We start from the raw sequence: 13214 nt of genomic DNA on the forward strand, positions 1-13214 counted from the left end.
GCACTGCGCCTTAGAACGGAAAACCCCATCGCGTTCCCTGGACGGACGAGCACGACCGAACAAGAAGGAGGTTTCCCATGCCGCCCCAAGATACACTCGCCGAAGCGACAACCTTTCTCGAAGCCCTGATTGCCTGGGCCGCCCAGGCTTTGCCAAATCTACTCGCCGCTCTCGCGTTGATGCTGTTCGGCCTCTGGTTCGCAGGATGGGCTGCACGCACCGTCGGGCGCATCGCCGACCGCGAGCGTCGCTTCGACCCAACGCTCAAAGGCGTGCTTACCTCGCTCGTGCGCTACACCATCGTCGTCATCTTCTTCATCGCCGTGCTCGGCCAACTCGGCATCCAGACAACGAGCATCCTCGCCGCCCTCGGTGCTGCGGGCCTGGCCATCGGCCTCGCCCTCCAAGGCACGTTATCGAATATCGCCGCAGGCATGATGCTGCTTTGGCTGCGCCCCTTCCGCACCGGCGACTACATTGACGCCGGCGATGTCGCCGGCACCGTCAAGGAAGTCGGCCTGTTCGCGTCCGAACTTCATTCCTGGGATGGCGTCTATCAGTTCGTCCCCAATTCTCAGCTATGGAATAAGCAGCTCATCAACTACAGCCGCCTGCCGACACGCATGGTCCAGGTGAAGTATGGCATCGCCTATGACGACGACATTGAAACCGGAAAGGCGACGTTATTGGCGCTGGCGGAAGCTGATGCCCGCATCCACGCTGACCCCGCTCCGATCGTCTTCGTCTCCACGCTCGGCGACAGCGCTGTTGAACTCTCACTGCGGGCGTGGGTCCAAAATACGGACTACTGGCCCACCGTTCGCGCGCTGAACGAGGAAGGCAAGCGCGCCCTCGAAAATGCAGGCCTCAGCATCCCATTCCCGCAACGGGATATCCACATTTACAACAGTGCACCGCCAGAGAACCCACCTTCCGCTTAAATTGCCGTCCATACAAACAATCTGACAGCGGAAACTGCGTCCTGCCGCCAGATTGTCCGCTATTCGGACATGCGGCAGGATGACGCAACCCTAGCTATTTGATACAGTTATCTCAGAAGCCGGCTCGTGGAGATAACTTCCATGCCTCATGTCAGTTTTGCGATCGATACAATTCTTAAAGATCTGAATGATCTAGAAAATGAAATTAATCGCGAGCTTTCGAAAGAAAGCGAAACAGGCCTTCCACAAATCATGGCGGAAAATGGCTACGCCAAGCAGCTCGGCGATATCCGCGAGCGAATAAGCCTCCTCCTGGAAAAGGTGAAATCCCGATTATCCAATTTGCTCCGGCTGAGGGACGTCCGCGGCTCAGGATCGCTCTCTGAAATGGGATTAGACAAAGAAATTCCCGAAGCCCTCAGTGAGTTATCCCAGCTCTACGCCGTAAGCGAACGGCTGCAATCGCTCATCGCCACCATCAGTCTCAACCTCGACAGCACAACAAAATCTCTGACGCAGACCGTTACGGCGCACGCACTCAACTGGATTCAACTCATCACAAGCTGGATCAAACGCATCTCGACGCAGCTCTGGAATTTGCTGTGCAGCCTACTCACACCGCAGGCATGGAAGCTCGGCGGCAGCCTCAGCTCCGGCCCCTTCGGCCTCGCCAACGCCAGCATCGAAATCACCTTTGGCCCGTGAGCCAATGTCTCAGAACGAGCCCGGCCTGCTTCCCCACCACTCAAGCATCTTAGCCGACACCACCGTCCACGTCGTCCGCATTCCCCCACGGCACTCCGCAACATCCTCCTGACGCATCCCAAATGTTGCTATGCTCCCCGACGCCGAACGCTGGGGAGCCCACACACACATGACCCGCAGACACAATCGCACGCGGACGCTCGAGTCGCCTTTCCACGCGGCCGCGACTGCACTCACCGCGATCCTTTTCTGCGCCGCGCCATCGCGCAGTGGCCGACGAATTGGCCAAGCTCCAGGACCATCTCGACCGCTACGTCGCGGGCGCCCGCCCCGCCCTCTATGACGGCGTCAAATGCTTCGACGACGATCAGCGACTATGGATGAAAAATGTCCGCGATGCCTGCCGCGGTGAGACCCAATGTCTGACCATCGCACTACGCGCCCGCCTGACGGCACTCCACCCCCTCCAGCCCGGAGCGGCAGCACTCGGCGACCTGGAAATGCCCGGCGTGCCGACGTTGGAAACCGTCATCCCGCCCGTTCCCGGCGTCGACAGCGGCACCACCGGCGACACGCCGATGGAGATCGTCGGTCAGCTCGTGCGGGAGAATGAGGATATCGACAACCTGGGCCTCGCCGTGCGCGACGCTCAAAGCGCGCCGCACGCCTTCGTTTACGATATGGACATCGGCTCAAGCCCCACGCACGACCCCGTCCGCGCGCACATCCGAAACGGCACCGACGCCACCTTCAGCGTCGTCGGCATCAAAGCCCCCGGCGGCACCTTCGCCCACGACCGCTGCCGGTTTGTGTATCGCGTGAGATAAAGCACGAGCCGCTACACCAAGCTCGACCGTCATCCCGGGATTCATTGCTGGGGATAACGTCCCACGTCTCATGAAGCGGGAAATGGCTCATGTATTCTTCTACGGTTTCATATCAACTAGTAATTTTATGAGGAACATCGCAATGGCAACCAATCCTCCAAAAGGCCCAGGCCGCAAAGGCGCGGTAAAAGATCGTGATCAGGTATATAACCCGAAGAACGACACTTGGACTAAGCGAGGTCCAGACAAAAAATTTATGGATCAAAAAGCGGACGACAAACCTTTCAAAGGCGTCCGCAAAGTGAAACCGAGTTAAAATATTTAGCTCCCCATTTATCGCACAAAGTCATCCCGGCACTCGTTACCGGGATCTAACGTTCGGCTAAGGGCTTACGAGCTTTCGCTCACCATGCGTGGTTCAGACGTTCCGCACACGGCCATATCTGCTATGCTGCGCATTAAGGCGAAGCCCTGCCGGATGGCAACATCGACATTACTTGCGCTTTGCCGTCGGATAACTGGATATGAGTCGCACAGTTTACTTCACGGTTTCCCCGCGCCTAACGGCTTTACTCGGCGAGAATTACCGTCAAACCGAGGCTGCACTTAAGGAACTTGTCGACAATGCGTGGGACGCCGACGCGGGACACGTGTGGGTAACCTTGCCCCAACCGATGACAAGCGATCCGATCATAATTCGCGACGACGGGCATGGCATGGGACCAGGCGAGGTCGAAACAGAATATCTGGACATCGCGCGGGATCGGCGGTCCATCAAGGGAAAATACACACCAAATGGAGACCGGCGAGTTAAGGGGCGAAAAGGAATCGGCAAGTTCGCGGGCTTAGCAGCTGCCCGAACAATGGAACTAGTAACGGTTCGTGATGGAATTTGTTCGCAGGTTAGCATTGATAAAGACGCTATCCTCAATGCTCCAGAAAACTTGGAGCACATACCATTACCGATGGAAGAGAGACCCGCACCAGCCGCGGAATCCGGCACCACCATTACATTAAGAGATCTAGATCAAGCGTTAAACTTCCCAAGCGCGGAACGGCTGCGAGCACTACTGCTATACGAATATGGGCGAGAACCCTCTATCACAATTCTCGTCAATGGTCGGGCTTTGGACGTAGAGGATTTTGCCGGGGGAGACCACTACCAAGCAGGACAAGCTTAAACATGCCGGCGAAGTGAACCTTCGTTTCACGATTGCGAAAGGCAAGATCCCAAAACACGGCGGGTTGGTTCTGCGCGTAGGCGGAAAGGTTGTCGGGGAACCTCGGTGGTTCGGATTGAATGAATCCCAGGATATTCCGGAGAAACTGAGAAAACGACTGTACGGAGAAGTTGAAGTCGAGGGAATGGAAAACGTTGTCACGAACGATTGGGACGCAATAGTTGAAAACAGTAAGGCGTACGAGGAGCTAAAGGCACTTGTGCTAGTCCACGTAACTGCTGCACTCCAGTCAACCTATGGTCGTGAAATGCGACAGCACAAGATGCGACTGGAACGGCAGTTTGCCAAGCGCCTGGAAAAATTGCCAGAACATCGACGACATTTTGCTGAAGCAGCTTTGGGGAAAGTACTAGCGAAATTCTATGGTGAGCATCCAGATCGGATCGACACGGTCGCATCCGTCGTATTGGATGCTATGGAACGCGACGAATATTGGTTTGTGTTGCAGCAGGTGGACGTAGCGCGCCACGGCGATGTCGTGAACTTCGCAGAGGCACTTAGGCAATTCGGTTTGGTAGACATGACTCTAATGAGTGAGCGTGCTCATGGACGCTTGCAATATTTGAGCTATCTGGACGAACTTGCAGCAAATCCCAGAACCACAGAAGCGCAGATGCACGTGGCCATGGAGCGAAGCTTATGGGTACTCGGGGCACCCTTTCACTTAATGGCTTCAAACCAGACATTAAGCCGTATCGTCAAAGAGTTCACCGACAAGAAATTTAAGGGTAGACAATCGGCAAAACGCCCTGACCTCCTGCTAAACACAGATCCAGGTGATCATTACTTGCTCATCGAGTTTAAGCGACCAAGCCACTCGATATCGAGGGAAGACGAAGCTCAGGCACAGACCTACGCTGATGAACTCAGTGAGCATTTACCTAGCAAACATATCAAAATAATGATGATCGGCGGAAAACGGGTTGGGTCAGCCAAGCGTCAGAATGATGCTCCAAATCTCGCAGTCTGGTCTTACGCTGACCTCATTAGCCGCGCACGCTACGAAGTTTCGTGGCTCGTAGAAAATTCAAAGCATGCACTCTGATAAATCGCTCGTAGCGGGGACATGTGCACTCCCCGGAAACGGCGGACTAACCAGACTCCCCCCACAAAAAATCAGCCGCAGGGCAAATTCCCCCACGGCCGAGGTAGTACCTCAATCACCCTGAAAAACCGGGTCGTCGCAGTGGTTTTGCAGGGTCAGCGTGTTCGCTTGCGCGGCCGAAACGCCGGTGGCAAGTGCGAGAACAACGAAAAGCGAAGCGAGAATACGGCTCATGATCATCTTCCTTTGTTGAGAACTCATCGCGTGTGGGAATGACTGCCCACACGTCATTGATTTCGCTCTCAAGCCGAGAAGCGTTACACACCTCGCAGACCTGTGATCATGTTGTTATGTAAGCCGAAGAGACCGCAGCACCTTGAGCTCTCGATGGCCCATAAGACCGGATCGGGCCAACAGCCGCCCGGTCCCCACCCAAAAACTTATCCCCGCCCTGGCTCCGCAGCCCTAAGCTCCTCTCAACCGCGCCCCACACGCTCAAGACAATCGCGCCGGCCGGTTTCGAAACGCGGATGCTTCGGGGCTCCCCTCTTGGCCCTGTTCAGTGCGCCACACACTAAAGCGTCCGCGCCTCGAAGCCGGCGGTCTCACGTCGGGTGAACCTCGCCAATCCTATAACGCGCAGACAAAAGAAAAGCCTCGGGGCCAAAGGCCCACGAGGCATAGCGTCATGGCATCGATGGAATGCCCGGAGGATTACCGCGCGAAAACCGTAACGACCGCTTGCGGGCCTTTGGTCCGGATCGTTTTGTAACGCATCACAACGCGGCGAACGCGGCGCTTATTCCCCTTCAGGTCGATGGCACGCGTGCACGCGCCTGGACCGATCCGCTTACGGACCTTCACATCCTGCTTGCCGCCGTTGCCGAACACGACGTCAACATCGCGGAAGTGCACCGCACGGCGCGCGACACACAGCCGGATCTGCGAGAAGCGGCCCTCGCCAACCCCGCTCACCGAATCCGTTTCCATCTTGTCGGAAACCATTCGCGTCCCCAGGCGCTCCCACGCCTGAGCTTGCACCGCACTCATGCCGACGAGCAGGAGCGAAGCTCCAGCAACCGTTGCAAAGGTCCTGAACATCAATGTCTCCATGTTTGATACGACTTCCCTCGGCCAACCGGATAACGGTTTGGCCCGAAGAGTTCCGCCGTCCGCCATTCCGGATAAGTCCGTGGCAAATCGATGGCGAAACGAGGCGCTTGAACAAAAGATGAGAACATCCCGTGCAGACACGAAAAAACCTCGCGGACCAGTTGCGTCCGCGAGGTTCATAAGCCGGTGAATCGGCTTAGCTTCAGGCGCACGCGTCAGGCGGCGTGCGGCCGCGTAAGGGGGTTATGCTGCGGGGCGCCATTTGCCCGACACGAAGCCGAATGCGATGGCATCGTTATAGCGGGTGGCGGCCGCTTCCAGTTTGTCCTTGGCGACCACGGTCACCGCCGCGCTGCCTTGGTGCTTCAAAAACCCGCTGAGTAGAATGACTTTCTTATCTTGCAGGTCGATCGTAGGGAACGACATGTCATGATCCTCTATTGGCCTCCCTCAGTGGCATCCTTCTGCCAGCCTCAAGTGGAGCCCGTGTGACAATATCCAGGCATTTTAATCAACATTTATTGACGCTTGGTGAGCTTCCAGAAAATCAGAAAGCGGTTTTCCGATAAGAAGCACGGCCAAACCCTAGGCAACGCCTGGCTCAAGCGGTTGTGATCCCCCTCACTCCATGCGCCGCCGGAACAACCAGGCGGCTGAACTCAACGTCACAATGGCGATGACCGCGAGGGGCGCTGTGTTGAGCGCGACGTCCCACGGTCCAAGGTCTTTGAGGAACACTCCCTTCACGATAACGAGGAAGTAGCTCAAAGGATCCATGTACGAGATCGGTTGTAGCCACTCAGGCATGTTCTCGATCGGCGTCGCGAACCCCGAAAGCAGCATCGCAGGCACCAGGAACAGAAACGCACCCAGGATCGCCTGCTGCTGCGTCATCGATAGCGACGAAATGAAAAGACCGATGCCGACAACCGAGGCCAGAAAGAAGAAGCCGCTGGCATAGAGAAGCACCACGGAGCCACGCAGCGGAATGCCGAACACGAAGACCGCTGCAAGAATGAAGATCGTGATGTGAAACATTCCGATGAGCATCGGCGGAACGAGCTTGCCGATGAGAATTTCATGCGGCCTGAGCGGAGAGACCATAAGCTGATCAAACGTGCCGAGTTCGCGTTCCCGCGCCACCGACAGCGCCGTCACTACGAGCCCAATCAATAGCGCAATGCTCGCCACCAGGTTCGGCACCATGAACCAGAGGAAATCGAGATTCGGATTGAACCAGTTGCGTGGCTCAACACTCACCGGTGCAGCAAGCCGGCCATTGGCTTTCGCGGCATCCGCAGCCAGCCCGTTGATGATCTGCGTCAGATACCCCGACACGATCTGCGAAGCGTTGGAGCGACGGCCATCCAGAATGATCTGAACCGGCGCGGGTCGTCCCGCCGCGATATCCCTTGAAAACGTTGCGTCAATGCGGACAGCGGCCATCACACGCTGCATGTTGATCGCGTCCCTGATCTCGGCCGGATCTTCGGTCCGCAGCACATGCCGGAAGGACGGGGCACCGGAAATCCGCTGCACCAGTTCGTATCCCGCCACACCGGAATCCTGGTTGAGAATGAGGATATCGACGTTTTTGACTTCAAGAGTCGCCGCGTACGAAAACACCAGAAGCTGGATGATCGGCGGACCGATGAGAATGAAGCGCCCCTTAGGATCGCGCAGAACCGCCAGCAACTCCTTCAAGATCAACGCTCTTAACCGCACCCACCACATAATCAACCGATCCTTTTGCGCGTGCTGCGCGCCGCCAGCACAAACAAAACCGTTCCCATCACAAGCAGGATGGCGATGTTGCGCAGGAACAGCGGCCAGATATCTCCGGCAAGGAAGACGGTCTGTAAGCTCGGGATTACATACCGCGCCGGCACGATCATCGTGATCCATTGGATGACGACAGGCATCGACTCGATCTCAAATAAAAATCCGGACAGCAAAAACGCCGGCAAGAACCCGCTCATCAACGCCAGTTGCGATGCCAGGAACTGATTTTTTGTCGTCGCCGAAATCAGCAATCCCTGGCCGAGCGCAGGCAACAAAAACGCCGCCGAGATTGTGTAAAGCGCAAACAGTGAACCGCGAAACGGAACGCCAAATAGGAACACCGCAACGAGCACACACAGCGTCATCGAAATAAGCCCGAGCACGAAATACGGCAGCACCTTTCCGGCAAGAAGTTCAGCCGCCGTCACCGGCGTCGCCATCATCGCTTCCATCGTCCCGCGCTCCCATTCGCGCGCAACGACAAGCGAAGTCAGCAGCGTCCCCACCAACGCCATGACGATGGCGACGGAACCCGGAACGAGGAAGTTGCGGCTGGCCAGTTCCGGATTAAACCAGAACCGCTGCTCCGGTTTGATCACGGGCAACCTGGACCCAACCTCAGCACTCCGCATTCGCGCCCAGTTCGCGACGACGCCCTGCGCGTAGTTTTGAACAAAGTTTGCTGTATTCGGATCGGAGCCATCGACGAGAACTTGAATTGGTGCGGCGTTGCCACTCGCGAAATCGCCTGCAAAGTTCGCCGGAATTACGACGATCCCGCGGATGCGGCCGCGAATGAGATCCTCTTCAAATTCACGCCGATCGTGCCCATTGATGACCCTGAAATAGCGCGATCCCTGGAAGCTCGCAGCGAGATCCTGTGTCACCGGTGTCGCGGATTCGACCACAAGCCCAATCCGCGTACGGGTCGCATCAAGCGAAACGCCATAACCGAACAGAAACAGCAGGATCAGCGGCAGAACAAAGGCGATCAAAATGCTGCTCGGATCGCGAAGAATCTGAAATGTTTCCTTTCTGACCAGAGCTAGAAAACGGCGGGTTCTAAGTTGCCTATTCCGCGCAGCGCCAAGCGACACACTCTGACCCGCATTGCTCATGCCGCAACAGCCTCCGCTTGAGACTGCTCCACCAATGCGATGAAGGCATCTTCCATCGTCGGGTCGGGATTTTCTGCGCTCGCCACACGCACTTTCAGTTCATCAGGCGAACCCAACGCAATGGATTGGCCGCGGTAGATGAGTGAGATGCGATCACAATACTCAGCCTCCTCCATGAAGTGCGTCGTCACCAGAACCGTCACACCCTTCTCCACGAGACCGTTGATGTGCGTCCAGAACTCTCGCCGGGAAATGGGATCAACCCCCGACGTCGGCTCGTCGAGAAACAATACTTCCGGCTCATGCATGACCGCACACGCCAAGGCGAGCCGCTGCTTGAGACCGAGCGGCAGATCCTTAGCTGACATTTTGGCATGCGGACCGAAATCAAAGATATCGTTCATCAGCGCGATGCGTTGCGACTTGCCTTTGCCTCGCAACCCATAAACACCTGCGAAAAATTCGAGGTTCTGACCAACCGTCAGATCTCCATAAAGCGAAAATTTCTGGGCCATGTAGCCCAAGCGATTGCGCGCCTCCGCTGTGTCGCGACGCAAATCGAAGCCCGCAACTCGCCCTTGTCCTGCGGTCGGTTTGAGTAGCCCGCAGAGCATTTTGAATGTCGTCGATTTACCTGCACCATTCGGCCCCAATAGTCCGAAAATCTGCCCGCGCGGAATCGAGAAGGTAATGTCCTGAGCGGCCGTGAAATCACCGAAGCGTTTGGTCAAGCCACGCGCCTCGATAACGGGCGCGGCATCTTGAGCGGGAAGTGCCTTAACGGCTTCCGCGAGCTGAGACGTCCCGCCCGGACCACCGCCCAACAGGTCAACAAAGGCATCTTCAAAACGAGGTTGCGTCGGTGCGACCTCAACACCGGCCCCTTCGAGGAGAGGCTCCCCCTTCGCATCGGACCTCATGACAAGCCGGACGGCATCACCCTGAATAACGCCATCTATCACACCAGGCCGGTCCAACACCTTGGCCAAGAACTCTCGGCGTCTCCCCGAAATACCGGTGACCTTGAAGACCCGGCCTCCCATTCTCTCCGTGAGGTCTGACGGCGGTCCCGAGAACAGCAGTTTGCCCTGATTGAGGAGAAGCACGCGGTCACAAGCCTCAGCCTCATCGAGATAGGCTGTCGACCACACGACACCGACGCCTTCGGCCGTGAGGTTCTCCACCATCTTCCAAAGTTCACGACGCGAAATCGGATCGACACCAACTCCTGGCTCATCAAGAAGCAGCAACCGCGGCTTTTGCAGCAACGCACACGCGAGACCCAGCTTTTGCTTCATTCCTCCAGAAAGCTTACCAGCCAATCGACGCGTAAAATTCTTGAGATCCGTGAAGCGCAAAAGTTCCTCAAAAACGCCAGAACGCTCGTGGAGGGGCAAACCTCTAAGATCCGCATAAAGATTGAGGTTCTCTTGTACCGAAAGGTCTTCGTAGAGCCCAAACCGCTGCGGCATATATCCAATTGCATCATGGATACGCGCGGCCTCCGACCGGCTGTCGAAACCGAGTACCGAAAGCGAGCCTTCGTCAGGTACGAGCAGTCCGGTCATCAAACGGATGAGCGTTGTCTTGCCCGCGCCATCTGGCCCAATGAGCCCGGTGATCTCACCACCGCGTATAATTCCAGAGACATCGTCAAGGGCCGGCGAGGACGCGCCAAAGCTTTTCGTAACTCGAGAAAGAGTGACGTAAGGCGCGGCGCCGCTCTCGCGCGTGGAAGACATCATGAACCAGCCTGAAGGCTTGCAGACTTAGACGGCAAACGCACCGTGACCGGCATCCCCTGACGCAATCCATTATCAGGATCGTCAATTACGACGCGCAAACGATAGACAAGGCTCGTCCGCAACTCGGGCGTTTCAACCGTCTTAGGAGTGAACTCAGCCACAGGCGAGATGAACCCGATCTGTCCGAGATAGACGCGCTTTGGATCACTGTCAGAGGTAACGCCCACGGCCATACCGGGATGGATCTGACCAAGACGCGTTTCTCCGATATACGTCCGCACCCAAACCGGTTTTGTAAGCGATAGGACGTAGATTGGTTCTCCAGGAGACACGATTGCGCCCACCTCACGAACACGAGAGAGGATGATGCCATCGGATGGCGCACGCAGTTGCGTATCCTCAACTAAGGTTTTCGCCATAGCGAGTTCCGCTTCGGCATTGTGCGACTGCGCGCGTGCAACTGCCAAATCTTCCGGGCGAGTTCCCTCCTCCAGAAGCCGCAACGCCTCCCGCGCAGCCTTCTCCCGCGCGACGGCCATATCTTTGTTGGCTTGCGCCTGATCGAGTGCGGCCTTGGACGCAGCGCCTGCTGGCGTCAGTTTCAGCATCCGTTCGAAGGCAGGCTCCGCATTAGCGACATCTGCCACGCGTTCCGCCAGAACAGCACGCGCCTGCGCAATCTCAGCTTCTCTCGGGCCAGCTTCAAGCTTCGCAAGATTGGCCTGTTGACTTGCCAGCTGAGCTTCGGCAGCGTTCACCCGGTCTTTGTAAGGTTGGTCATCAAGTCGCGCGAGCACATCACCCGCTTTGACGCTATCCCCCTCTTCGAAAGACATCTCGGCTACGCGGCCACTCACGCGAAATCCCAGTTGCACCTGCCGGATATCGACATTGCCGTAAAGCGTCAGACCCTCACTCGCCTTTGAAACAAAGCCCAAGAGCGCAGGAATGTTGAACCACCAAGCAGTGGCACCAACTCCTATCAAGACAGCAAATACAATGAATAATCTTTTGCTCATGGCGCCAACCTCCCGGCGGCCGACGCCTGCAAAGCAGAAACGTTACGCCCGATCACCTGGGCAATTTCTGAAAATTCAGATGTGCCGATGTTCCGCCAGCCGAGCGCCCGCAACACAGCTGCGCGACCGGACCGAAATATCAGAATTTGTCCGATCAGCCCGATAGCTTGAACCTGCACAGTTTTCGACTGCGGTGGCTGGCCAACTATCGCTGCAACAAGTTGTGTTGCCGTTCCTATGTACCGACCCATCCCACCGTCATAAAGCCGATCAAAAGCCGCGCTTGGGTGTTGCTGCTCACGAATGATGAAGCTCGCCCAAGATGCTGTCTCGTCGCTGACGAGCAGGTGCGCGAACGTCGTCAGCATATCTACCAAGAGCCCGCGTGCCTCATCTGGCGAAGGTAGGTATCTGGCTTTACCGTTTTCATCGAGATCCAAACGGCTGCGTATCTTTTCCGCAAGCGGCTCCATATGCGCACGAATACGGCTCGCGATGTGCTCAGCCACCGCCAGATAAAGCCCTTCCTTGCTTCCGAAGTAATAGGGGATCGCTTGCAGGTTCACGCCAGCATGCCTTGCCAATAACCGCGTCGACGCAGATTCGAAACCGTGCGTCCCAAACACTTCGATAGATGCGAGCAGTAATTTGTTTTGCGTCTCGTCGTTGGCTTCAACAGCCGCGCGAGATACTGCCCCCTTAGCTTGTCGCACCCTAGATTTTGCAGGTTTACCGCCAGCTTTACCCGTCCCAGCGGACGCGACCTTGCGCGCCTTGCTCCGCGGAGCGGTTGCTTTGACCTTGGGGCGCGTTCGGCCACCATGACGCTCTCTTGACGTATCCATAATACGCCAACATAGGCAACGCCCATCATAAATTCAATCGATTGATTGAATTTATGATGGGCCCCAAAGGTCAACAATGTCGGGCAGTGGCCAAATAGAACCGTGCAGCCTAACAAGGCGTGAGCCCACGGCCATCTGAAAGCGTAAGTCACTTGAACTCAGCATCCGATTTGCACGTTGGGTTCATCTGAAAATCACGGACTAAAAACAACACTTCACGTTCGCGAGAAAACCCTAAGAGTACGCCTGCGAACCGGAACGGCATCTCATTGATCCGTGTTACGGATGTATAGTTTCTTTGAAAGGAAATGAGATGCTAAAGGCCATAATTGCGAATGCGATCTCAGTGTGCGCATTGATTTTACTAAGTTCCTTGCCAGCACTTTCCGAAACAAGCTGGTACACGGCAGATCAGGCCAGCAAGGGTCATACGCTGTTCAACAATCACTGCGCCGAATGTCACCGTCCCGATCTTACGGGCGCGATGGGTCCAGCCTTAATCGGCAAACCTTTCCTGCAACACTGGGGAGGACAGCCTGTCGAAGCACTCTTTCAATTCGAGCATGAAAAGATGCCGGCCACGAACCCAGGCTCTTTGCCCAAGGATGAAGTGCTAGCCATCACCGCGTATATACTTCAGCGTAATGGTCTGTCAGCGGGTTCAAAAGCCCTTTCGGAGGCAACCGCCAAAACAATGAAGATTCCCCAATCGATCTCAAAATAACTGCACCAAGATAAAAGCTAAATAGATTTCAGCGTCAGCGGCTCCCTGATGACGACGATACCGTCACCAGAAAGCCGTTACGTGCCTCCCGGAAAGTACTAACGGACGC

General features: G+C 56.3%; 15 protein-coding genes. 7 read left to right on the forward strand and 8 right to left on the reverse strand.

The window, feature by feature from the left end:
• Positions 1-77: 77 nt before the first annotated feature.
• From BLS30_RS09465 to BLS30_RS09490, 6 genes are all read left to right on the forward strand, one after another.
• Positions 78-941 carry a mechanosensitive ion channel family protein gene (locus BLS30_RS09465; protein WP_052744048.1) on the forward strand — a complete coding sequence of 288 codons (864 nt, stop codon included), beginning with the start codon at positions 78-80 and terminating at the stop codon, positions 939-941.
• 141 nt (positions 942-1082) lie between these two features.
• Positions 1083-1646, forward strand: a complete 564-nt coding sequence (locus BLS30_RS09470) for a hypothetical protein (protein ID WP_090228288.1) — start codon at positions 1083-1085, stop codon at positions 1644-1646.
• A 269-nt stretch (positions 1647-1915) separates the two neighbouring features.
• Positions 1916-2473: a lysozyme inhibitor LprI family protein gene (locus tag BLS30_RS09475; protein ID WP_090228291.1), complete on the forward strand. Its 558-nt coding sequence runs from the start codon at positions 1916-1918 to the stop codon at positions 2471-2473.
• Between the two features lie 142 nt (positions 2474-2615).
• On the forward strand, positions 2616-2789 hold the full coding sequence (locus tag BLS30_RS18125) for a hypothetical protein (protein ID WP_090228294.1): 174 nt from the start codon (positions 2616-2618) through the stop codon (positions 2787-2789).
• Between the two features lie 208 nt (positions 2790-2997).
• Positions 2998-3654 (forward strand): ATP-binding protein, encoded by a 657-nt coding sequence (locus BLS30_RS09485; protein ID WP_090228296.1) that lies wholly within the window; start codon positions 2998-3000, stop codon positions 3652-3654.
• Positions 3617-4759, forward strand: a complete 1143-nt coding sequence (locus BLS30_RS09490; RefSeq protein ID WP_090228299.1) for a hypothetical protein — start codon at positions 3617-3619, stop codon at positions 4757-4759. Before BLS30_RS09485 ends, BLS30_RS09490 begins: the two co-directional genes overlap by 38 nt.
• A 111-nt stretch (positions 4760-4870) precedes the next feature.
• Here BLS30_RS09490 and BLS30_RS18425 read toward each other — a convergent pair whose 3' ends face one another.
• The 8 genes from BLS30_RS18425 to BLS30_RS09525 all read right to left on the reverse strand — a co-directional run bounded on the left by BLS30_RS18425 (position 4871) and on the right by BLS30_RS09525 (position 12381).
• Positions 4871-4993 (reverse strand): hypothetical protein, encoded by a 123-nt coding sequence (locus BLS30_RS18425; protein WP_280140623.1) that lies wholly within the window; start codon positions 4991-4993, stop codon positions 4871-4873.
• A gap of 480 nt (positions 4994-5473) precedes the next feature.
• Positions 5474-5860, reverse strand: a complete 387-nt coding sequence (locus BLS30_RS09495; protein ID WP_139165319.1) for a hypothetical protein — start codon at positions 5858-5860, stop codon at positions 5474-5476.
• Between the two features lie 255 nt (positions 5861-6115).
• Entirely contained in the window at positions 6116-6298 is a 183-nt protein-coding gene (locus tag BLS30_RS09500; RefSeq protein WP_046479378.1) for a hypothetical protein, read from the reverse strand.
• Between the two features lie 195 nt (positions 6299-6493).
• Complete coding sequence (locus BLS30_RS09505; protein ID WP_046479377.1) at positions 6494-7606, reverse strand: ABC transporter permease; 1113 nt, start codon at positions 7604-7606, stop codon at positions 6494-6496.
• Between the two features lie 2 nt (positions 7607-7608).
• Positions 7609-8772: an ABC transporter permease gene (locus BLS30_RS09510; protein WP_090228304.1), complete on the reverse strand. Its 1164-nt coding sequence runs from the start codon at positions 8770-8772 to the stop codon at positions 7609-7611.
• Positions 8769-10517: an ATP-binding cassette domain-containing protein gene (locus BLS30_RS09515; protein ID WP_046479375.1), complete on the reverse strand. Its 1749-nt coding sequence runs from the start codon at positions 10515-10517 to the stop codon at positions 8769-8771. The genes BLS30_RS09510 and BLS30_RS09515 overlap by 4 nt, the downstream gene beginning before the upstream one ends.
• Positions 10514-11536: a secretion protein HlyD gene (hlyD, locus tag BLS30_RS09520; protein WP_090228307.1), complete on the reverse strand. Its 1023-nt coding sequence runs from the start codon at positions 11534-11536 to the stop codon at positions 10514-10516. The genes BLS30_RS09515 and hlyD overlap by 4 nt, the downstream gene beginning before the upstream one ends.
• A complete protein-coding gene (locus tag BLS30_RS09525) occupies positions 11533-12381 on the reverse strand; it encodes a CerR family C-terminal domain-containing protein (protein WP_090228310.1) in 849 nt (282 codons plus the stop codon). The genes hlyD and BLS30_RS09525 overlap by 4 nt, the downstream gene beginning before the upstream one ends.
• A gap of 313 nt (positions 12382-12694) precedes the next feature.
• On the opposite strand from BLS30_RS09525, the gene BLS30_RS09530 reads away from it, so the two are divergent.
• Positions 12695-13105 (forward strand): c-type cytochrome, encoded by a 411-nt coding sequence (locus BLS30_RS09530; RefSeq protein ID WP_090228312.1) that lies wholly within the window; start codon positions 12695-12697, stop codon positions 13103-13105.
• Positions 13106-13214 lie beyond the last annotated feature (109 nt).

It is taken from the genome of Filomicrobium insigne (assembly GCF_900104305.1).
Classification (GTDB): Bacteria; Pseudomonadota; Alphaproteobacteria; order Rhizobiales; family Hyphomicrobiaceae; genus Filomicrobium; species Filomicrobium insigne.